The sequence below is a fragment of the Cellulomonas sp. JH27-2 genome (assembly GCF_014837175.1).
Taxonomy (GTDB): Bacteria; Actinomycetota; Actinomycetes; order Actinomycetales; family Cellulomonadaceae; genus Cellulomonas.
This window is the reverse complement of record NZ_JACYFR010000005.1, coordinates 228,131-249,985: the sequence shown is the minus strand read 5'-3', so window position 1 is coordinate 249,985 and position 21,855 is coordinate 228,131. Positions and strand designations below refer to the sequence as shown.

18 protein-coding genes are annotated in these 21,855 nt (G+C 72.5%); 4 read left to right on the top strand and 14 right to left on the bottom strand.

Translation table 11 applies throughout. From position 1 onward, the window contains the following. Positions 1-39: 39 nt before the first annotated feature. The 6 genes from IC607_RS15630 to IC607_RS15605 form a co-directional block, all read right to left on the bottom strand. A complete protein-coding gene (locus IC607_RS15630) occupies positions 40-1,197 on the bottom strand; it encodes a ferrochelatase (RefSeq protein WP_191788326.1) in 1,158 nt (385 codons plus the stop codon). A gap of 157 nt (positions 1,198-1,354) precedes the next feature. Next, the gene (locus IC607_RS15625; RefSeq protein WP_191788419.1) at positions 1,355-2,275 is read right to left on the bottom strand and encodes a carbohydrate ABC transporter permease; all 921 of its coding nucleotides are present in this window, start codon (positions 2,273-2,275) and stop codon (positions 1,355-1,357) included. A gap of 86 nt (positions 2,276-2,361) precedes the next feature. Further along, positions 2,362-3,327: a carbohydrate ABC transporter permease gene (locus tag IC607_RS15620; RefSeq protein WP_191788325.1), complete on the bottom strand. Its 966-nt coding sequence runs from the start codon at positions 3,325-3,327 to the stop codon at positions 2,362-2,364. A 116-nt stretch (positions 3,328-3,443) separates the two neighbouring features. Then, positions 3,444-4,880 carry an ABC transporter substrate-binding protein gene (locus IC607_RS15615; RefSeq protein ID WP_191788324.1) on the bottom strand — a complete coding sequence of 479 codons (1,437 nt, stop codon included), beginning with the start codon at positions 4,878-4,880 and terminating at the stop codon, positions 3,444-3,446. 170 nt (positions 4,881-5,050) lie between these two features. Next, positions 5,051-6,694, bottom strand: a complete 1,644-nt coding sequence (locus IC607_RS15610) for a glycoside hydrolase family 13 protein (protein WP_191788323.1) — start codon at positions 6,692-6,694, stop codon at positions 5,051-5,053. A gap of 355 nt (positions 6,695-7,049) precedes the next feature. Further along, complete coding sequence (locus tag IC607_RS15605; protein WP_191788322.1) at positions 7,050-8,069, bottom strand: LacI family DNA-binding transcriptional regulator; 1,020 nt, start codon at positions 8,067-8,069, stop codon at positions 7,050-7,052. A 136-nt stretch (positions 8,070-8,205) separates the two neighbouring features. Here IC607_RS15605 and IC607_RS15600 point away from each other — a divergent pair, with 136 nt between their 5' ends. Beyond that, positions 8,206-9,120, top strand: a complete 915-nt coding sequence (locus tag IC607_RS15600) for a serine/threonine-protein kinase (protein WP_370526307.1) — start codon at positions 8,206-8,208, stop codon at positions 9,118-9,120. A 12-nt stretch (positions 9,121-9,132) separates the two neighbouring features. Here the strand turns inward: IC607_RS15600 and IC607_RS15595 are convergent, their stop codons facing one another. Both IC607_RS15595 and IC607_RS15590 read right to left on the bottom strand, forming a co-directional pair. Continuing rightward, entirely contained in the window at positions 9,133-9,645 is a 513-nt protein-coding gene (locus tag IC607_RS15595; protein WP_191788321.1) for a flavodoxin domain-containing protein, read from the bottom strand. A 73-nt stretch (positions 9,646-9,718) separates the two neighbouring features. After that, a complete protein-coding gene (locus IC607_RS15590) occupies positions 9,719-10,183 on the bottom strand; it encodes a MarR family winged helix-turn-helix transcriptional regulator (protein WP_191788320.1) in 465 nt (154 codons plus the stop codon). A 78-nt stretch (positions 10,184-10,261) separates the two neighbouring features. Here IC607_RS15590 and IC607_RS15585 point away from each other — a divergent pair, with 78 nt between their 5' ends. The 3 genes from IC607_RS15585 (at position 10,262) to IC607_RS17940 (ending at position 14,707) form a co-directional block, all read left to right on the top strand. Then, entirely contained in the window at positions 10,262-10,840 is a 579-nt protein-coding gene (locus tag IC607_RS15585; RefSeq protein WP_191788319.1) for an NYN domain-containing protein, read from the top strand. Between the two features lie 236 nt (positions 10,841-11,076). Beyond that, positions 11,077-11,769 carry a hypothetical protein gene (locus IC607_RS15580; protein ID WP_225225125.1) on the top strand — a complete coding sequence of 231 codons (693 nt, stop codon included), beginning with the start codon at positions 11,077-11,079 and terminating at the stop codon, positions 11,767-11,769. A gap of 1 nt (position 11,770) precedes the next feature. After that, positions 11,771-14,707: a hypothetical protein gene (locus IC607_RS17940; RefSeq protein ID WP_191788318.1), complete on the top strand. Its 2,937-nt coding sequence runs from the start codon at positions 11,771-11,773 to the stop codon at positions 14,705-14,707. Positions 14,708-14,770: 63 nt separating this feature from the next. Here IC607_RS17940 and IC607_RS15570 read toward each other — a convergent pair whose 3' ends face one another. The 6 genes from IC607_RS15570 to nirB form a co-directional block, all read right to left on the bottom strand. After that, on the bottom strand, positions 14,771-15,556 hold the full coding sequence (locus IC607_RS15570; protein WP_191788317.1) for an alpha/beta hydrolase: 786 nt from the start codon (positions 15,554-15,556) through the stop codon (positions 14,771-14,773). Between the two features lie 70 nt (positions 15,557-15,626). Further along, positions 15,627-16,304 (bottom strand): sirohydrochlorin chelatase, encoded by a 678-nt coding sequence (locus IC607_RS15565; protein WP_191788316.1) that lies wholly within the window; start codon positions 16,302-16,304, stop codon positions 15,627-15,629. Beyond that, the gene (locus tag IC607_RS15560; RefSeq protein WP_191788315.1) at positions 16,301-17,419 is read right to left on the bottom strand and encodes a uroporphyrinogen-III synthase; all 1,119 of its coding nucleotides are present in this window, start codon (positions 17,417-17,419) and stop codon (positions 16,301-16,303) included. The genes IC607_RS15565 and IC607_RS15560 overlap by 4 nt, the downstream gene beginning before the upstream one ends. After that, positions 17,416-18,681, bottom strand: a complete 1,266-nt coding sequence (gene cobA, locus IC607_RS15555; protein WP_191788314.1) for a uroporphyrinogen-III C-methyltransferase — start codon at positions 18,679-18,681, stop codon at positions 17,416-17,418. Before cobA ends, IC607_RS15560 begins: the two co-directional genes overlap by 4 nt. Further along, the gene (gene nirD, locus IC607_RS15550) at positions 18,678-19,049 is read right to left on the bottom strand and encodes a nitrite reductase small subunit NirD (protein ID WP_191788313.1); all 372 of its coding nucleotides are present in this window, start codon (positions 19,047-19,049) and stop codon (positions 18,678-18,680) included. The genes cobA and nirD overlap by 4 nt, the downstream gene beginning before the upstream one ends. Further along, a complete protein-coding gene (gene nirB / locus IC607_RS15545; protein ID WP_191788312.1) occupies positions 19,046-21,652 on the bottom strand; it encodes a nitrite reductase large subunit NirB in 2,607 nt (868 codons plus the stop codon). Before nirB ends, nirD begins: the two co-directional genes overlap by 4 nt. Between the last annotated feature and the right edge of the window lie 203 nt (positions 21,653-21,855).

The window sequence follows — 21,855 nt, the reverse complement described above, 5'->3', positions numbered from 1 at the left end:
CCTCTCGCGGCGGGGGTGCAGCGGCTCGGCTGCAGGAGGTCAGGAGCAGGCGTCGGTGGAGCAGGCGGCAGGCAGGCCCGAGTCGATCCCGGCCTGGCGACGGCAGCAGCCCGGGGCGCACACGGACCGGAACGGCGGCAGCGCGCCGACGGTGGCCCCCACGCGCGTCTCGTCGGGCGACGGCTGCGTGCCCTCCAGGGCACGGGCGAGCTCCGCCCGCTCGAGGACCAGGTCGACGAGGCCGCGCACGAACGGCTCGCGCACGCCGACGGTGTCGGCACGGACGGCCGTCAGGCCGAGCCGCTCGCACGTCTCCAGCGCCTCCGTGTCGAGGTCGAACGCGACCTCCATGTGGTCGGAGACGAAGCCGATCGGAGACAGCACGACGGACGTCAGACCGTCCGCGGCGAGCTTCTCCAGGTGGTCGTTCACGTCCGGCTCGAGCCACGGCTGGCTGGGCGGCCCGGAGCGCGAGCAGTACGCGAGGTCCCACTCGACGGCGCGCCCCGCACGCTCGGAGACGGCGGCCGCGACGGTAGCCGCGACGTCCAGGTGCTGGGCGCTGTAGGTGGCGCCGGAGACGCCGGACGCCTCCTCCATCGTGTCCGGGATGGAGTGCGTGACGAACACGACGCGTGCGTCGTCGGGCACCTGCGCCAGGGCCTCGGTGACCGCGTCGACGTTGGCCTGCACGAAGCCCGGGTGGTTGAAGTACGAACGCACCTTGTCGACGACGAGCGGGTGCCCGTCCTGACCGAGGTCCGCGGCGAGCGCGTCGAGCGAGCTCCAGAAGTCCTCGCGGTACTGGCGGCAGCCGGAGTAGGACGAGTACGCGCTGGTCACGAGCGCGAGGACACGCTGCGCGCCGTCGGCGTGGGCCGCGGCCAGCGCGTCCTGGGTGTACGGCGTCCAGTTCCGGTTGCCCCACACGACGGGCAGGTCGATGCCGCGTCGCGCCAGCTCGTCACGCAGTGCCGCCTGCAGCGCAAGGTTCTGGGCGTTGATGGGGCTCGCACCGCCGAAGTGGTGGTAGTGCTCGGCGACCTCGGCGAGCCGCTCGTCGGGGATGCCCTTGCCTGCGGTCACGTTCCGCAGGAAGGGCAGCACGTCGTCGGGGCCGTCGGGCCCCCCGAACGAGGCGAGCATGAGGGCGTCGTACGGAGCGGTCAGGCTGTGGGGGGACACGTGAACGATCATCCCACCCGTCCCCCGCCGGCTCGCGCGGAGTCGCTCCGATCGACGCGTGATCTTGACCCGACACGGTGTCAGCAAGCCGCGGGCACGCGATGTCGGCACGCACACGCGGGCCGGGGAAGGGGTCACCCTCCCGGGCCCGCGCGCCGGAGCGTGCCCGTCAGCCCTTGACGGCACCGCCCAGGCCGGCGCCGCGCAGGAACATGCGCTGGAAGATCAGGAACATCGCGATCGGGATGAGCGTCGAGATGGCCAGCGCGGCCATGAGCACGCCGGTGTCGGTGCTCGCCGCGAGCGTGGGCAGACGCACGGACAGCGGCTGCTTGTCCGGGTCGCGCAGCACCAGCAGCGGCCACAGGAAGTCCTTCCACGACGCGATGACCGCAAACACGGACACGACACCGAGGATCGGCTTGCTCATGGGCAGCACGATCGACCAGAAGAGCCGGAATGGTCCTGCCCCGTCGACGCGCGCGGCCTCGAACACCTCGCGCGGCAGGCTGTCGAAGAACCGCGCGACGAGCACGACGTTGAACGCGCTCGCGCCCGCGGGCAGCCAGACGGCCCAGTACGTGTTGATCATCGAGTGGCCGATGATCGGCGGGTGCAGGATCACCAGGTACAGCGGGACCAGCAGCACGACGGCCGGGACGAAGAGCGTCGCGAGCACGGCGCCGTTGATGATCTTCGCCCACCGAGGGCGCAGGACCGACAGCACGTAGCCGCCGGTGGTCGCGACGACCATCTGCGTCAGCCACGACCCAGCCGCCACGACGACCGTGTTCCAGAAGTACTTGCTGATCTGGATGTCGTTCCACGCCGCGGTGACGTTGGACCACGCGACCCCGTTCGGGAACCAGCCCAGCGGGTCCGCGTTGATGTCCATCGTCGGCGTGATCGCGAACTTCGCGAGCAGCACGATCGGGCCCAGACCCCACAGGACGAGGATCACGGCCATCACGACGTGCAGCGTGGTCCACGTGTACTTCACGGACGGGCGGCGCCAGTCGGCCGACGAGAGTGCGCCACGGTCCTCCTGCGGCGCGCTGGGCTTGCGTCGGCGGTCCGCGCGCTGGGTCATGACGGGGACGCCCGTGGTGGTCGGCTCACCCGTGGTCGGTCCCGGCAGCGGCACCGGGTTCACGTCGCCGCGGTTGTCGATGGTGGTCACGAGGTGCTCCAGCTCCGGGTCAGACGGAAGTACACGAGGGACATGACGGCCAGGAAGACGGCCAGCAGCAGGCTCAGCGCCGTCGCCATGCCGTAGTTGCCGCCCAGGCTGTTGGCGAACGCGTACTGGTAGATCAGCAGCAGGACCGTCAGCGTCGACTTCTCCGGGCCGCCGCCGGTGAACAGGTACGGCTCGAGGAAGACCTGCGCGGTCCCGATGATCTGCAGGATGAGGGTGATGAGCAGGATCCCGCGCAGCTGCGGCATCGTGACGTGCCAGACCTTGCGCCAGACGGAGGCACCGTCGACCTCGGCGGCGTCGTAGAGCTCCGGGGGGACGCTGGTCAGCGCCGCCAGGTAGATGATCACGGTGCCGCCGGCAGCAGCCCAGGTGGCCTCGAGCACCAGCGAGGGCATGGCCATCGTCGACGAGTTCAACCAGTCGTACGGACCCAGCCCCACCCAGCCCAGGATGGTGTTGAACACCCCGGACTCGGTGGGGTCGTAGAAGAACTTCCACAGCAGCACGGCGACGACGGGCGGGACGACGACCGGCAGGTACGCGAGGGCCGAGAAGACGCCCTTGCCCCGGCGCAGCTCGCTCATCAGCACCGCGGCGACGAGCGGCACCGGGTAGCCGAAGACGAGGGCCAGCAGAGCGAAGTAGATCGTGTTGCGGATGGCCACCGGCAGGTCGGGGTCGGAGAAGACGAGCTGGAAGTTGTCCCAGCCCACCCACTCGCTGACGATCAGGTTGGTCTTCTGGAAGCTCATCACCACGGCCCGCACGATCGGGCCCCAGGAGAACACCGCGAACGTGACGAGCAGCGGCAGCGCGAAGACCAGCGAGCTGAGCCCTCCCCCGCGCACCCAGCTCAGGGGGCTGCGCGTCCTGTGCCGTTGGTGGACCCGGAAGCTCCCCGGGCGGGGAGTCTTCGTCAGGACGACGTCGTCCGTGGCCATGCTGACCTTCCTTCGGTGCGGGAGCGGTGGTGCGGGCGGTGCCCGGCCTCAGCAGCATCTGGGGCCGGGCACCGCCTGTCGATCAGGTGATCCGGTCGATCACGTGCGCGGACGGATCACTTGCTCTGGTCGATCTTGGCCTGGCTCGCCTTGTTCGCCTTGTCCAGCAGCGAGTCGAAGTCAGGGTTGTCCTTGGTGATCGCGGCCTGCACGATCGGGAACAGCAGGGCGTACGTGTCCTGCGTCGCGCGGGCCGCCTCGGGGATCAGCGGCTGCGTGAACATGACGTCGGTGTAGCCCTTCATGTTGTCCAGCGGGACGTTGATGTAGTCCTTGATCCACGTCAGGGACTCCTGGTACTTCGCCTGCGACAGGATCGGCAGCACCGGGGTGCCGACGGCCTGCGGCGGCTTCGCGTCCGCGAGAACCTTGGCGTCGGCGACGGCCTGGTCCTGGTCGCTCAGCTTGGCCAGGTACCAGAAGTCGATCCACTTGACCGCAGCGTCCTTCTCCGCGTCGCTGGCGTCGGGACGAACACCGGCGTACGTGCCGCCGGTGAGTGCACCTGCCTGCGGGTTCGAGCTGTCCGACGGGATCGCGGTCAGGCCGTAGTCGAAGTTGTCCTTCGTGACCCCGTTGTTCTGGACCAGCGCGCTGTAGATGTCGGAGCCCGACGTGTACATCGCGAACTTGCCTGCTGCGAACGCCGCGTTGGTCGTGTCCCAGGCCAGGCCGGCGTCGGGGTACAGCGAGCCGTCCTTCTTCAGGTCGGACAGGAACTGCAGCGAGGCCTTGACCTGCGGGTCCGTCAGGGTCGCGGTGTAGGTGCCACCGCTCTCCGTCTGGACACGACCGCCGCGGGAGTAGGCCGCGGCGACGAGCTGCCAGCCGCCCGCGTTGTCCTTGGCCATCATCCCGTAGCCGGCCTTGCCGGTCTTGTCCTTGATGGTCTTCGCGTCCGCGCGGACCTCGTCCCAGGACGTCGGCGGCTTGTTCGGGTCCAGACCCGCGTCCTTGAACAGCTTGCGGTTGTAGTGCAGCGCGACGCTGTAGAACGACTTGGCGGGCACGGCGTAGACCTTGCCGTCCTCGCCCTCGCCACCCTTGAGGATCAGCGGGTTGAAGTCGTTGGCGTACGGCAGCGCCTTCACCTGCGCGTCGACGTCGGCCAGCTGGCCGTTGGCGATCAGCGTCTTGGTGTCGGTCGCGGGCACCTCGAAGACCGTCGGCAGCGTGCCGCCGGCCAGGTCAGCGGCGAACGTCGTCGGCAGCCACTGGTACTCCTTGGACTTCACCGTGATGTTCGGGTACTTGGCCTCGAACTGGGTGATGCGCTCGTTGAGCGCGTCGACGGCCGACTTCTCGGCCCCCGGCAGCAGACCGGCGACCTCGATGGTCACCGGCTGGTCCGCGGCGGGCGAGCTCGCGTCGCCGCTCGGCGACCCGGTGCCGCTGGGCGTCGCCGCGTCGTCGTCGTTGCTGCTGCACGCTGCGAGCAGGCCCAAGGACATGGTCCCGGCCATGACGAGCGCGGTGGTGCGATTGAACCTCATCGTCACTCCTTCGTGAGGTACGTCCTGACCGGTGTCAGGTCCGCGATGTGGAACGTGAACTTGTGTACTGCATCAGTGCGGTTCTTGCGTACCGACCGGGCCGGGGCTACTGCGGAACGTCCCGGACCGGACCGGTGTGTACGGGTGGTGCGCGATCGTCCGTGCGGACGTCAGGGGGTGAGGCGTAGCCACACGGCGGTGTCGCGCGGCAGCTTCCCTGCCACGAGCGGAGCGCTCGCGAGCAGGAGATCGGTGTGCTCCGGCAGGTCCGCCGGATCGTTCCCGAGGTTGACGACGCAGGCGATCTCGCCCCGGCTGAACGCCAGGACGTCGTCGTCGCTCGGCAACCACGTCAGGGGGCCGTCGCCCAGCGACGGCTCGGCGTGCCGGCGGGCCAGCACGTCGCGGTACAGGTGCAGCATCGACGACGAGTCCGCCGACTGCGCCTGCACGGTCAGGTCCGCCCACGCGGCGGGCTGCGGCAGCCACGGCTGTGCGTCGACGCCTGCCGGGCTGAAACCGAACGGCGCCTCGCTCCCGGACCACGGCAGCGGCACGCGGCAGCCGTCGCGCCCCGGGTCGACACCCTCGGAGCGGAAGTGCATGGGGTCCTGGATCAGCTCGCGCGGCAGGTCCTCGACCTCCGGCAGACCCAGCTCGTCGCCCTGGTAGAGGTAGAGCGAACCCGGCAGCGCTGCCGTCAGGAGCGCCGCCGCCCTGGCGCGCCGCCTGCCGACCTGCAGGTCCGTCGGCGTGCCGAACCGCTTGGCCGTGAACGCGAACGAGCTGTCCTCGCGGCCGTACCGGGTCACCGGACGGGTCACGTCGTGGTTGGACAGGACCCAGGTGGCGGGCGCGCCCACGGGGCCGTGCGCGGCGATCGTCATGTCGATCGACTCACGCAGCTGCTTGGCGTCCCAGGGGCGGGCCATGAAGTCGAAGTTGAAGGCCGTGTGCATCTCGTCGGGCCGCAGGTACTGCGCGAACCGCGCACGGTCCTGCAGCCAGACCTCGCCGACCAGGACGCGTGTGCCCTCGTAGGAGTCCGCCACGGCGCGCCACGCACGGTAGACGTCGTGGATCTCGTCGCGGTCCACGTGCGGGTGCTCCCCGGGCACGGCGTGCTCCGCGTACTCCGGCAGCGAGCCGTCCTTGATGAGGAGCGCGGCGGAGTCGATCCGGATGCCGGCGACGCCACGGTCGAACCAGAACCGCAGCACGTCCTCGAACTCGCGGCGCACGTCCGGGTGGTCCCAGTTGAGGTCGGGCTGCTGAGGGGCGAACAGGTGCAGGTACCACTCCCCCGGTGTCCCGTCGGCGTTCGTGGTCCGCGTCCACGTGCTGCCCTGGAAGTCCGAGACCCAGCTGGTCGGCATCTGCTCGCCGTGCTCGCCCTTGCCGGGGTGGAACCAGAAGCGCGCCCGCTCGGGCGAGCCCGGTGCAGAGGCGAGCGCGGCCTGGAACCAGGCGTGCTGGTCGGAGACGTGGTTGGGGACGATGTCGATGATGGTGCGGATGCCGAGCGCGAGCGCCTCCTCGACGAGCGCCTCGGCCTCGGCCAGGGTCCCGAACGCCGGGTCGATGGCGCGGTAGTCGGCCACGTCGTAGCCGCCGTCGGCCAGCGGCGAGGCGTACCAGGGCGTCACCCAGATGGCGTCGATGCCGAGGTCGCGCAGGTACGGCAGGCGAGCCCGGATACCCGCGATGTCGCCGGTGCCGTCGCCGTTCCCGTCGGCGAAGCTGCGCGGGTAGACCTGGTAGATCACCGCACCGCGCCACCAGGTGGGGTCGGTCTCGGGTTGGGCGTGCGCCACGGGGAGCTCGTCTCTCGCGGGCCGTCGACGTCGTCGTCAGCCGGTGGGTCGGTCTGCACTCCAGGACCGCCGGGTGTGCCGGCAGCTGCGTTGCGCCGACGATCCGGGGGACGTCCCTGTCGTGTGGATGACACTAAAGGACCAGACGGAAAGTGCGCAAGAACCTGACAGTCGCGTTATCGAAGTGTGACCGTGAGGCAGATCGAACTGGATCGCCGAGTGTCGGTCGCTGGCGTGGCGTACACCACACACGACGACGTCCGAGCGGCTGGACGCGAAGACGACCAGCTGCTCGGACGCTGTCGGAGGGGTGACGGGCTCCCGCGGGCGGCGCGGGGTCAGGCGCGGAACGAGGTCAGGCGTTGCGTGCCGCCGGGGCCGGGCCGGTGGAGCCGCGCACGACCAGCTCGGGCTCGAAGAGCAGCTCCTCCTGCGGCACCGACGCGCCGTTGATCTGGCTCACGAGCAGGTCGATCGCGGCGCGCCCCATCGGCTCGATCGGCTGGCGCACGGTCGTCAGCGGAGGCTCGGTGCAGTTCATGAACGCCGAGTCGTCGTAGCCGACGATCGAGATGTCTTCCGGGACGCGCAGCCCCGACCGCCGCGCGGCCCGGATGGCGCCCAGCGCGAGCGGGTCGCTGGCACACACGATGCCTGTGACACCCTCCTTGATCAGGCGCGTCGCCGCCGCCTGACCGCTCTCCAGCGAGTAGGCGGAGCGCACGACGTGGCGGTCCTCGAGCTCGATGCCGAGCCGCTGCGCCACCGTCTGGGCGGCGCGCAGCTTGCGCTCCGAGGGCACGTGGTCGACCGGGCCGAGCACGAGGCCGATCGTGGTGTGCCCGAGCGACGCGAGGTGTCCCACGGCCTGCTCGATCGCGACCTCGTCGTCGCACGAGACCCGGGGGAACTCGAGGTCCTCGATCGAGGCGTTGATGAGGACGACGGGCAGGTTGCGGCCGGTCAGGCGGTCGTAGTGACCGTGCAGGGCATCGCGCTGCGCGTAGTTGCCACCGGCGAAGACGATGCCCGAGACCTGCTGGCCCAGCAGCAGCTCGACGTAGTCCGCCTCGGACACGCCGCCGGCGGTCTGCGTGCACAGGACCGGAGTGAAGCCCTGCTGCGCGAGGGCGCCGCCGACCACCTCGGCGAACGCGGGGAAGATGGGGTTCTGCAGCTCGGGCAGCACGAGCCCGACGAGGCGGGCGCGCTCGCCGCGCAGCTTCGTCGGGCGCTCGTACCCGAGCACGTCGAGCGCGGTGAGGACCGCCTCGCGGGTCTGCTCGGAGACCCCCGGCTTGCCGTTCAGCACGCGGCTGACGGTGGCTTCCGAGACGCCGACCTTGCGTGCAACCTCTGCGAGACGCCGTGACATGCGGCCCACTGTAGTGGCTGGGAGCGCAAGTCGCTTGCAGTTCATTGCAAACCGTTCACCACTGCGTGTCGGGGCAGTCACGGACATCACCTGCTCTCGCAGTGCGGGGCCGGACGCGCGCGCCTAGCCTCGAGACGTGCGCGGGGCAGCGCGACCACCCCGCCCGACGAAGGAGCACGCCAAGAGCATGGACGCGGACCGTCGTACCAGGACGGCGCTGGGGCGCCGCTACCAGGTCGAGTCGCGCCTCGGGTCCGGGGGCTCCGGCGAGGTCTTCCGGGCGACCGACCTGCGCGTCGGGCGCTCCGTCGCGCTCAAGGTCTTCACGCTCGACGACGCCACCCCCGCCGACGTGCGCCGCTACGCGCAGGAGGCTCGCGTGCTGGCCGGTCTGTCCCATCCCGGGCTCGTCGCGCTGCTGGACGTGGGCGCCGACGTGGACCGCGAGCGCGGCCCGGTCGCGTTCCTCGCGATGGAGCTGATCGAGGGCACGACGCTGCGGGAGCTCATCGCACGGGGCCCCGTCTCGGCGCAGGACACCGCGGCCATCGGGCACCAGATCGCCGTGGCGCTCGACCACGCCCACACCGCCGGCGTCGTCCACCGGGACATCAAGCCGTCCAACGTCCTGGTCACGCCCCCCGACCGCAACCCCGTCGTGAGCGGGCGGGGCGGGCCCACCGTCGTGCTCGCCGACTTCGGGATCGCGACGAGCGGTGCCGCGCGCGGGACCGGACGAGCACCCGCCGGTTCGTCGGGGACCGCCGGCTACCACAGCCCGGAGCAGGCGCTCGGTGCCGACGTCGGTCCCGCCTCCGACGTGTACTCGTTGGGACTCGTGCTGCTGGAGTGCCGCACCGGGACGCGCGCCTACCCCGGCGCGCCGCTGGCCAGCTCCCTGGCGCGGCTGCTCGAGCCCGTGACCGTCCCGACGAGCCTGGGACGCGGCTGGTCCCGCCTCCTGGGCGCGATGACTGCGATGGAGCCCGAGGAGCGCCCGCCGCTCGCGGAGGTCGCCGAACGCCTCGACACGCTGCGCGGCCAGGACTGAGGAGCCACGGCGTCAGGCCGAGAGCGCCGACACGCGCACGAGCTCGTCGCCCACCTCGTCGGCCCACCGTCGCACCGCGGCGAGGTCGCGGTGGTCGCCCGCCCGGGCGCGCGCACCGGCGATGATCGCCCGTTCCGCGAAGGACAGCACCGAGACGTCGAGGCGGCCGCGGAAGCTGCGGTGCCCGTGCGCGCCGACGGACCTCACCATCGCGGCGATCTCGTGCGGGCTGTTCGCGGCCGCCGCCGGCTGACCGGCCAGGCCCGACGAGAAGAACCACACGTGCCGCCTCGCCAGCGCCCCCGACTCCCGCTCGACGTAGGCGCGGGCCGCGGGGAGCCAGTGACCCGTGTAGACCGCGGAGCCGACGACCACGGCGTCGTAGCCGGTCACGCCCGGGGCCTCGCCCGGCGGGGCGACGTCCACCGCTGCGCCGCGTTCGCGCAGGACGTCCGCGACCGCGTCCGCGATCTCCCTCGTCGCGCCGTGCCTCGAGGCGATCACCACCAGAACTCGTGCGTCCATCGCATGCTCCTCGGATCGGGGACCCCCATCGTCACGTGCGACCGCGCACGGCACGTGGGCCCGAGGTCCTTGGTCAGTCGATGTCGGCCTGGCCCGCGCGGAGCTTGTCCGTGAGTGTCCGCAGGGCAGCGAGCTCGTCGGCGTCGAGCGCCCCGCCCACGTACCGCCGGATCGACTCCGCGTGGCGCCGCCCGACCTCGCGCTGCACGGAGCGGCCTCGCGCGGTGAGGGTCACCGCGACGCCCCGACCGTCGCCCGGCACCGGGTCGCGCGTCACCAGGCCGTCAGCCTCCAGCCGCTCGACGAGCCGCGACAGGCTCGGCTGCGTGAGCAGGCTGTTCTCGGCCAGCTCGCGCAGCCGGGCCGACCCTCCCGGGCACGTCGTGAGCGTGAAGAGCACGTCGTACTCGCGCAGGGACACCTCGCCCCAGACGTCGTCGGCCTGGAACCGGCGCATGAGCGTCACCTGGGCGCGGAACAGCGACTCCCAGGCCTGCGTCGTCTCGCGCACCCCGGGTAGCGCCCGATCCCGCGTCATGCGTGCTCCTTCGTCGGTCCATGCGTCTGCATGGACCAACCCGCACGGCGCGCGGGGTGTTCCCAGTAGCCTGACCTCATGAGCAGCGCGGACACGGCAACCGGCACCACCTACCTGCTGGTCGACGGCGAGAACATCGACGCGACGCTGGGCTCCAGCATCCTGGGCGGGCGACCGACGTCCGAGCAGCGGCCCCGCTGGGACCGCATCCGCGACTTCACGCGCTCCGCGTGGCAGCAGCCCGTCAAGGGGCTGTTCTTCCTCAACGCGTCGAACGGCACGCTGCCGATGTCGTTCATCCAGGCGCTCACCGCCATCGACTTCCGCGTGATCCCGTTGTCCGGCGAGTCGTACGAGAAGGTCGTCGACATCGGCATCAAGCGCACGCTCGCGGCGCTCGCCGAGCGACGGGGCGACGTGATGCTGGCGAGCCACGACGGCGACTTCGCGCCCGAGCTGGAGGCCCTGGTCGACGCGGGCGACCGTCGAGTCGGCCTGCTCGCGTTCCGCGAGTTCACCAGCACCCAGCTGGCGGGCCTCACGTCGCGCGGCCTGCAGCAGTTCGACCTCGAGTACGACGTGGCCGCGTTCAACATCTCGCTGCCGCGCCTGCGGATCATCCCGGTCGACGAGTTCGACCCGCTGAACTTCATCTGACGCCCCGTCGGGCCACCCGACGTGGCCCAGATCACAACGCGATAACGCTTATCTGGTACTCGGCCCGTTTTACCTAGTACCGGCTGGCCTAGGTGTTCGTCGCGTTGGTAGACAAGCCGCGGTCTCGTCCTGGGAGGACGCGCGCGCCGCCGTCAACGGCGCCGGCGCCACGTGTGCGCCTTCCCGGGACGGCCGACGGTCCAGGTCTTCCAGCGGTTCACCACATCGAGGTGGTCATGAGGCGGTACATCCTGGCGGGGGTCACCCTCGCCGTCCTGACGACGTTGCTCGTCGTCCTGTCCGACGCCCTGGGGCTCGACACCGAGGGCGTCGCGCTGCTCGGTGGTGCCCTGGGCGGGGCGTTGGGCCTCGTGCCCGACCGATCGCCGGCGCAACGTGCCGGCGCGTTCCTGATCGGGTTCGTCGTCGCCTGGGCGGGTTACGCGCTGCGCGCGGCCGTGCTGCCCGACGCGACCGCCGGGCGGGCCGTCGCCGTGCTCGTCGTGCTGCTCGTCTGCCTGGCCGTGGGGGCCGCGACGCGCGGCCGCCTGCCGCTGTGGGCGACCCTGCTCGGTGCCGCCGCGATGGCCGGGGCCTACGAGACGACGTACGCCGCCGACCCGACCGCGTTCCTGTCGTCGTCGGCCACCACCGCGACCTCGATCCTGGTCGCCGCGGGCGCCGGCTTCGTCGCGACCGCGCTGCTCGGCCCTCAGATCCAGCACGAGCGCGAGCTCGAGCGCTCGACCGACGACGCCGCCCGCACGGCGCCCCGCCACACGGCCCAGGCTTCCGCACCGGCCGTCCCCGCGGCCGCCGCACCAGCCGTCGCTCGCGACGCGGACACCCCCGCCACCGGCACCCCGAGCGTCGCCCGCCGCGAGGGCAACGCCTGGCACCTTCCCCTGCAGCCCCCGACGGAGGCCTGACGTGCGCCGCTCCACCCTCACCACCGCCGCGGCCCTCGCCGCGGTCCCGCTCATCGTCGCGGTCAGCGCCCCGCCGGCCCTCGCGGCCGACGACGGCGACGTCGCCGTCACCAACACCGAGACCGTGCAGGCCCACCTGGACGCGACGGGGTCGCTGCAGGACGCGCGCATCTACGACCAGCTCGCGCTGTCCGGCCACGGCACGGCACGGATCTCCAACCCCGTCTCGACGCACGGCCTGCGCAACCTCGACGGGTTCGGCGGCTACCGGGTGGTCGACGGGAACGTCGTCGCGGACGTCAGCGTGGACGGCGAGCGCCGCCTGCGCTCGGTCAGCGACTACGACCAGGACCTGCCGCTCAAGGTCGAGATCACGTACACCCTCGACGGCAAGCCCGTGAAGCCGGGCTCGGTCGTCGGGAAGTCGGGCGAGCTGGCCGTGCACTTCACGGTCACGAACCAGACCGCCAAGCAGGAGCAGGTCAGCTACGACGACGGCAAGGGCGGCACGACGACGTCCACCGAGACCACGGTCGTCCCGATGATCGGGCAGCTCGTCACCGTGCTGCCGTCGACGTTCACCGACGTGCGGTCCGACGAGGCCGGCATGGCCGGCGACGGCCGAGGCGGCACGCAGATGACGTACCAGATGACGCTGTTCCCGCCGATCGGCTCCCCCACCGCCGAGTTCGGCTACACGGCCCAGATCACGCACGGCCGGGTGCCCGCGGCGACGCTGACGTCCATGCCCGTCTCGCCGCTCGACTACCCGTCGTTCAAGGGCGGCTCTGCCAGCTACAAGGCGGGCGCCGACAGCGGCGTCGAGCTCACGTCGGGCGCCGTGCAGATCGACGACAACGTCCTCAAGCTCCGCGACGGCGCCGCCCAGGTGCTCGACGGCATCATCCAGCTCGGCGACGGCGCCGACCAGCTCTCGCAGGGCCTGGTCGACCGGGCCGCGCCGGGCGCCGAGAAGCTCGCATCCGGCCTCGACCAGCTCGCCCCCGGCGCCGCCGAGCTCTCCGCCGGGCTCAACGGGAAGCTCGCACCCGGTCTGACGACGCTCTCCGGCGCGCTCGGCAAGCAGCTGGGCCCGGGCGCCAAGCAGCTGTGGACCGGGCTGAACAAGCAGATCACCCCGGGCGCGGGGCAGCTCTCGGACGCGCTGAGCGACCAGATCGAGCCGGGATCCTTCGACCTCGCATCCGGGCTCAACGACGCCCTCGCACCGGGAGCCCAGGAGCTTGCCGACGGTCTGAACGACCCCGACCCCACCAAGGGTGCCGCCGCCGGCGCCAAGGCGCTGTCCGAGGGGCTCAACAACACTGATCCCACGAAGGGGGCCGCAGCCGGAGCAAAGGCCCTCGCAGACGGCCTCAACGACTCCAAGGCCGGCGCGGCTGCCGGGGCGAAGGCTCTGCTCGAAGGTGCGCGCGACATCTCGGCGGGTGTCACCACGTCGACCACGGTAAAGACGTCGCTGGTGGACGGCCTTGGACAGATCTCGGACGGGCTCGAGAACCTCGACGACGGGCTCGCGCTGCTCAGCACCACGGTCGGGGGCGTCCCGGACGAGCTGAAGCCGTTGGCGGCCGGGCTCGCAAAGATGCGGGCTGGGATCGGCGAGGCGACCGACGGGAAGTCACTGCGCTTCCTGACTGCGACGTTGCGATCGAGCATCGCGGACGCGTCGACGAATGCGGGCAAGCTCGGCGGTGGAGTGACCTCGGCGGCCGCTGTCGTCGACGCGCAGGCCAAGGCCCTCACGGACCTTGCGAACGCGCTCGACGACACCGACCCCAACAAGACAAAGCTGCTGACCTCCGCGGCAACCCTCACGGGCGCGTCGATGAAGCTGAGCATGTTCGGCGACTCGACCTCGACGCTGGGCGCCAAGCTCGGGGGGGCGGACACGTACTTCGCCCAGCTCGCCGGAGGACTGACGGATGTCGCCGACGGCCTCGATGCGACGTCCAAGGGGCTCGGTGACGCAACGTCGCAGCTGGTGGGCCAGATTCAGGCCGCCGTCGGTGGGGACAAGGACGCCACCGACAAGACCCTGCGGGGTGGCGTACACCTGCTGCAAGGTGGCGTCGGACGGATTCAATCCGGCGTCTCCGGCAAGGACGGCCTCGTCGACGGGCTGTCCAGGCTCACGAATGGAGCGCAGGCGCTGTCGACCGGTATCGACCAGGCCGCAGCGGGTTCCAAGAACCTCTCAGCCGGCATCGACAAGGCCGCGGCCGGGTCGGCCGCGCTGTCGACCGGCATCAACAGGGCCGCGGCCGGGTCGAGGGACCTGGCGGCCGGGGCACAGGCGGCGGCCGACGGGTCGGCCGACCTGTACGACGGGATCGCGCAGGTCACCGACGGCACGTCGACGCTGTACGGCGGTCTGCTGACGGCGACCGAGGGTTCCCAGAAGCTGGCGGTCGGCGTGTACAAGGCGTCGGACGGTGCGTCCAAGCTGTCCGACGGCGCCGACGACGCCGCGGCCGGCTCGAAGAAGCTCGCCACAGGCGCGGCGGCGGCATCCGCGGGTGCGTCGACGCTCTCCGAGGGCATCGGTGACGCCGCCGACGGCAGCAAGAAGCTCGCCGACGGCCTGGCCACCGCCAAGGAGAAGACGCCTGGCCTCGTGGACGGGGCGCAGCAGCTCTCCGACCAGGGCACGTCCAAGCTCGTCTCGACGGGCGAGGACACGGCGACGTCCTACGGCGCCAAGTACGCGGTGCTCGTCGCCGGCGCCAAGCGTGCCGAGACCGAGGGCATGGCCGTCGGGGCCCCGCAGGGTGCGACGTCGGCGACCGCCTACTCGATCGAGATCGCCGGAGCCGACGGCGAGGGCGCGAGCTCGGTCGGTCGCCTGATCCTGGCGATCGTGCTGTTCGCGGGCGGCGCGGGCCTCGCGACGTTCGTCCGGCGCCGCTGGGTCTGAGCCTGGCCACGACGAAGGGGTGAGCATCCGCTGGATGCTCACCCCTTCGTGCTGCGTGGTGTTTCAGCCGGCGAAGGCGCGGGTGAGCTCGTCGTCGATGAGGAACTCGACGTGGTCGTGGTGGTCCTCGTCGGCGAGCATCGCGACGCCGTGTGCAGCGAGCGGTACCTCGAAGAACGACGGCCCCTCGTCGGGGCGCGAGACCAGCTGGGAGTCGTCGCGCGAGACGTCCTTGTCGTCCCTCGCGGCGATCACCAGCAGCGGGCCGGTGTAGTCGACCGACGTCGAGCGGGCGTCCATCCCCTCGAACCGCGAGGCCGGGCTCAGCGCGACCACGCCGACGGCGCCCAGCTCCTGCGCCATCGCCACGACGTACGTGCCGCCCTTCGAGGCGCCGACGAGGGCGACCTTCTCGACACCCGCCTGGTGCAGGGCGTCCACCGCGGATCGCATCGCGGCCTCTCCCTTGATGTTCCCGGTGCCCGGCCACGTGAACGTCGCGACCCGGTACCCCTTGCTGACCAGGTGCTTCGCCTCCGACGCCCACTGGCACCAGTCGCCGCCGTTCTGCGGCGCGAGCACCACGCCCTGGCTCCCGCCCGCGCTCACCGCGACGGCCGTCGTGACGTCGCCGGACGCGACGGCGACCGCCTGCGTCCCCGACGGCAGGCAGTCCGGCGCCTTGGCGGACGTCATGCCAGCCGCCCCGCTCGAGGCCGGCGCAGGACCCGGGTCCGGGGCGCCCGCCGAGCAGGCGCTGGTGGTGAGCGCTGCCGCGAGCAAGGCACCGGCCACCAGGCCGGTCCGCATCGGCAGGACACGTCGGGGCGTCGTCACGTCGGTGTGCACGCCACTGTTCCTACGGGGTCCGCGGCGCGGGGGCAAGTCCCGTCCCATCGTTTGGTTACCGCACTGTAAGTCAGACGCAGGCGTCGAACCGGTCCAGCACGATCTCCGCGAGCCGCGGATCGGGCGCGAGCGGCGCGCTCACCACGTCGGCTCCCGCCTCGAGGACCCGGTCGTGGAAGTAGCCGGGCGCCAGCAGGTAGGAGGCGACGACGACGCGTCCGCCGGTCGTCAGCCCCGCGCGCGCGTCGGCCACCGCCTGCGGGACGGTCGGGCTCGCGCCGGCGCCGTAGCCGATCGTCACCGGCGAGTCGATCGCGTCCGCCAGCCCGGCGGCGACGGTCTCGACCGCGACGGCCGCGGCCGGGTCGGTGGAACCCGCTGCGGCCAGCACGACGACGTCGTCGGACGTGAGCCCCACCGCGTCGAGCCGGTCGCGCAGGATCGCGACGAGCCGGTCGTCGGGACCGAGCGGAGGTGCGGCGGCCGCGCCCTCGCGGTCGACCGCCTCCGCGATGTCGACCCGCACGTGGAAGCCGACGGACAGCAGCAGCGGCACGACGACCGCCTCTCCCCCGCCCGCCACCGCGTCGGCGACCACGGCCGCGACCTCGGGGATCTGCACGTCGACGAACGCCTCGCGCACGTCGAGCTCCGGCCGCGCGGCACGCACGTCGGTCAGGATCGACCGGATCGCCTCGCGGCCGTCGGTGTTGTCGGTGCCGTGCGAGCACCCGACGAGCACGGTCATGCGCCGTCCGCCAGCTCGAGCCGGTAGCCGCGCTTGACCACGGTCCGGATCAGCGCGCGGCTGCCGGTGGCCTCGCGCAGGCGGGCGATCGCGACCTCGGCGGCGTGCGGGTCGCGCGAGTCCCCGGGCAGCGCGTCCAGGACCAGGTCGCGCAGGACGACGGACCCGCGGGCGGCCGCGAGCAGCCGGAGGATCTCGAGCCCGCTGGGGGTCAGTGCCAGCACGCGACCGTCGAGCACCGCCGCACCGCGGTGGACCTGGAGCGGGCCCGCGATCGTGTCGAGGGCCTGCAGCCCCCCGTAGTGGCCGATGATCAGGCGCACGAGCGAGCCGAGCCGCCCGCGCTCCGGGACCAGCGGCTCGATCCCGCGGTCCAGCAGCGGGCCTGCCGTGATGGGCCCGACCGCCGCGGTCACCACGTGGCCGTCCCGGCACAGACGCACGATCCGCTCGGTGACCCCTGCGGCGTCGGCGGCCTCGAGCCACGCCGCCGCGCCGGGCGCCGACGTGAACGCGACGGTGTCGATCTCCCCCGCGGCGACGGCCCGCACGGACGCGGCGACGGCGGCGGGGTCCGCAGGCGGACCCCAGCGGTACACGACGAGGCTGCGCACGCGCGCGCCGGCCAGCCGGAACGCCTCGTCGAGCCCGTCCGACCCGGCTCCGTGGTGCTGGACCGCGATGTCGTGACCGGCCACACCCTCGTCGAGCAGGAACTCCGCCATCTCGGCGCTCGTCTCCGACTCGGCGACCCAGTCCGCCGTCAGGCCCGCCGCCTGGATGGCGCCACGCGCCTTGGGCCCGCGGGCGACGATGCGCGCCTGGGACAGCATGCCGACGAGCGGCTCGGCGAGGCCCGCCGCGTCGGCGGCCTCGATCCAGCCGCGGAACCCGATGCCCGTCGTCACCACGACCGTGTCGGGAGGGTCGGCCAGCAGGGAGCGCGTGCCCGCCAGCAGAGCGGCGTCGTCGATGTGCGGGACCATACCGAGCGACGCGGCGTGCCGGACGCTCGCGCCGCGCCTGGTCAGAGCCGCAGAGAGCTCGGCCGAGCGTCGATCGGCGGTGACGAGCACGACGAGGCCCGCCAGCGTCTGGTCGATGGGCTCGTTCACGTGGTCATTGTGTCGTGCTCGGGGCCCAGCGCCGGGGAGGCGTCCAGCAGGCCCGGCGCGGCCACGTCACCCAGCACGATCACGGCCGGCGCCTGGACACCCACGCGACCCGCCACGCGCACGATCTCGCCGAGCGGCGCCCGGGTGACTCGCTGGGCCCCGGTGGTCCCGCTCTCGACGATCGCGACGGGCGTCGACGGCGCGGCCCCGAACTCCAGCGCGCGGCCCACCAGGTCCGCCAGCACCGCGACCCCCATGAGCACCACCACGGTGCACGACGCGTCGCGCAGCCCGACGAGACCGGCCTGTGACCAGCCGTCGTGCCCGTTCATGACGTGGACGGCGCCGACCGTCCCACGGTGCGTGAGCGGGATGCCGGCGGCAGCCGGCACCGCGAGCGCGCTGCTCACGCCGGGGATCACCTCGACGGGCACGCCGGCCTCGCGGCACGCGAGCACCTCCTCGCCGCCACGCCCGTAGACGAACGGGTCGCCGCCCTTGAGCCGCACCACGACCCGTCCGCGCTGGGCCTGCTCCACCAGGATCCGGCCGATCTCGTGCTGCGGGACGGGGTGGTGACCGGGAGTCTTGCCGACGTCGATCACCTCGACGCCGGGCGCGAGCTCGTCGAGCACCTCGACCGGGCCGAGCCGGTCGACGACCACGACGTCCGCGACGGCCAGCGCGCGCCGGCCCGCGATCGTCAGCAGGCCGAGGTCACCGGGTCCGCCGCCGACGAGCACCACGCGGCCCTCGTCGACCGTCCGCCGCGCCCGCAGGTCCACGCGCCCCTCGCGCAGGTGCTCGTCGACCACGTCGCGCACCCGCTCGGCTAGCCCGTCGCGCACGACGGCGGTGCGGGCCGGGTCGGGCGGCCCGTTGGAGACCACGCCGACAAGGACGTCGCCCGACCGCGTGGTCGCCGGCGTGCGGGCGCTGCCCTGCGCGGCGTCGCCCGCGGCGACGCAGAACACCCGGCGGTCCCGGGCCCAGCCCGCCACCGCCGCGTCGGCGCCGCGGTCGCCCGTTGCGGTGTGGACCAGCCAGACGTCGTCGAGGTCGGTCTCGGCGACCTCGCGCGCGTGCCACTCCACCAGACCCCAGCGGTGCTGGTCGCGCAGGGTCTCGCACACGGCCGGCGCGACGACGACCACGTGCGCGGCGTCGGTCAGCAGGCCCTGGACGCGGCGTGCCGCGACCGGTCCCCCGCCGACGACGAGCACGCGCCGGCCCGCCAGCTCGAGCCCCAGCATCGTGGTCACGCCCCCACCTCCACCACGTCGTCGACCACACGCACGGGCCACACCCGCAGGTCGGCGGACATGCCCCGCACCGGCTCCTTGCCGACCGGGTCGAGGCAACGGCCCGTGACCAGGTCGAACACCTGCTTGTGCATGGGCGAGGCGACCGTGGCCACCTCGGCTCCGTCCACCGCCCGCGACCCGACGATGCCGCGCGACAAGACGTACGCGTCGCAGAACGGGTCGTGCTGCTGGACGGCCAGCACGCGGTCGTCGGCCAGCCGGAACAGCGCGACCTGCACGCCGTCGACCAGCGCCGCGGCGCCGCGCTCGCGCGCCAGGTCGTCGAGCCGGCACACCGCGACCCACGTGCGTTCCATCACGGTCATCGCCGCACCTCCAGGGTTGATCCGGCGACGAGCACGGGTTCGCCGCGCAGCTGCGCCTCGCGGGCCTCGTCGCGCTCGTCGGCCGTCGCGGGCCGCACCTGACCGCGCTCGGGGACGTACGCCAACGACGGGTCGGCGACCTCGGGGGCGTTGACGAACGAGGCGAACCGTCGCAGCTTCTCGGGGTCCTCGAGCGTCGCCTTCCACTCGTCCTCGTACTCCAGCACGTGCCGCGCCATCTGCGCGTCGAGGTCCGCGGCGATGCCGAGCGAGTCCTCCAGCACCACGGCGCGCACGCCGTCCAACCCGCCCTCGACGTCGTCGACCCACGGCGCCGTGCGCTGCAGGCGGTCCGCCGTGCGGACGTAGTAGAGCAGGAACCGGTCGATGGTGCGGATCAGCGTCTCGGTGTCGAGGTCCTCGGCCAGGAGCTGCGCGTGCCGCGGGGTGAACCCGCCGTTGCCACCGACGTACAGGTTCCAGCCCTTGTCGGTCGCGATGACGCCGACGTCCTTGCCCCGCGCCTCGGCGCACTCGCGTGCGCACCCGGAGACGCCGAGCTTGATCTTGTGCGGCGAGCGCAGCCCGCGGTAGCGCAGTTCCAGCAGCACCGCGAGCGCCACGGAGTCCTGCACGCCGAAGCGGCACCACGTCGAGCCGACGCAGGACTTCACGGTCCGCAGCGACTTGCCGTACGCGTGACCGGACTCGAAGCCCGCGTCCACCAGGCGCTGCCAGATGAGCGGGAGCTGGTCGATGCGGGCGCCGAACAGGTCGATCCGCTGCCCGCCGGTGATCTTGGTGTAGAGCCCGAAGTCCTCCGCGACCGATCCGATCGCGATGAGCCCGGCCGGCGTCACCTCGCCGCCGGGGATGCGCGGGACCACCGAGTACGAGCCGTCCTTCTGCAGGTTGGCCATGACGTGGTCGTTGGTGTCCTGCAGCGCGGCTCGCTCGCCCTCGAGCACGTGCGCGGGGGCCGTCGTCGCCAGGATCGAGCCGATCGCCGGCTTGCAGATGTCGCAGCCGCGCGCGCCCTGCCGGGTGCCGAAGCGCTCGACGACCTCGGTGAACGACCGCACCCCGGACACGCGGATCGCGTCGTACAGCTGGGCCCGCGACAGCGCGAAGTGCTCGCACAGGGCCGACGAGACGGTGATGCCCTGCTTGGTGAGCTCGCCCGTGACGAGCTTCTTGACCAGGGGCAGGCACGAGCCACAGCTGGTCCCGGCCTTGGTGCACGCCTTGACCGCGCCGAGGTCGGTGCAGCCTTGTTCGGTGACCGCGCCGCGGACGGCACCCGCGGACACGTTGTTGCACGAGCACACGCCGGCGTCGTCGGGCAGCTCCAGGTCGGGCGCGCCGCCCGTGCCCTCCGGCAGCAGGTACGCGGCGGGGTCGCCGGGCAGCTCCCGGCCCAGCATGGGGCGCAGGCTCGCGTACGCCGACGCGTCGCCGACCAGGACCCCGCCGAGCAGCGTGCGCGCGTCGTCGGACATCACGAGCTTCTTGTAGACGCCCGCCACCGGGTCCGCCCACACGATCTCCAGCGCCCCGGGCGTCTGGCCGAACGCGTCGCCGAAGCTCGCGACGTCGACGCCGGAGAGCTTGAGCTTGGTCGCGGTGTCGGCGCCCGGGAACTGCGCCGCCCCGCCGAGCAGGCGGTCGGCGGTCACCTCGGCCATCGCGTAACCGGGGGCGACGAGGCCGATGCAGGCACCCTGGATGCACGCGACCTCGCCGACCCCGGAGATGGCGGGATCGGAGGTCAGGCACGTGTCGTCGACGACGACACCGCCGCGTGCCCCGATCTCGAGGCCCGCGTCGCGGGCCAGCTCGTCGCGCGGGCGCACACCCGCGGCGATCACGACGACGTCGGCGTCGAGCCGGCCGCCGTCGGCCAGGTCGAGCCGGCCCACGCCGCCGCGGCGGTGCGGTCGGATCCTCGTCGTCGCCGCGTTGAGCCGGACCCCGACGCCCAGGCCGTTGATGAGGCGGCGCAGCGCCTCGCCGCCGCCCAGGTCCACCTGCGCGGACATGAGGTGCGTGCCGACCTGGAGGACGGTTGTCTGGGCACCGAGCGCCTGGAGCGCGCCCGCCGCCTCGAGGCCCAGGAGGCCACCGCCCAGGACGGCACCGCGCACGACCTTGCCCTGCCCCATGGCCTCGACGTAACCACGCAGCTCCGCGACGTCGTCGATCGTGCGGTAGACGAAGACGCCCGGCAGGTCGGCGCCCTCGATGGGCGGGACCCACGCCGACGAGCCCGTCGCCAGCACGAGGTGGTCGTAGTGCTCTACGCGGCCGCGCCCGGTGGTGACGGTCCGGGCTGCTCGGTCGATCGTCACGACCTTGTCGTCGCGGACCAGCGTGACGAGCGGGTCGTGCCACAGCGCAGGGTCGCCGAGCGCGAGGTCCTCGGCGTCACGGCCGGAGAAGTAGCTGGTCAGCGCGACGCGGTCGTAGGGCCGGCGCGGCTCCTCGGCGAGGACCGTGATGCGCCAGGCCCCGGCCGCGTCGCGGTCGCGCAACGCCTCGACGAGACGCTGGGCGACCATGCCGCCGCCGACGACGACGAGGTGCTTGCTGGCGCTCGGGTCCATGGCTGGGCTCCGTCCGTGCTGGCGAGGGCTGGGGGGATCCTGCTGTACCGACGGTAGGAAACGCGTGTTTCGACTCGTGGTCGCGCTCGGTTACCCCGACGGAACCTTTCCCGCACACACCCCGGCGGCCAGGTGTGAGAGCCGACTCCACCACGAGCCCCCAGCCCCCCGGTCCCCGAGAACCCGGGCACGCCCACCGCGCG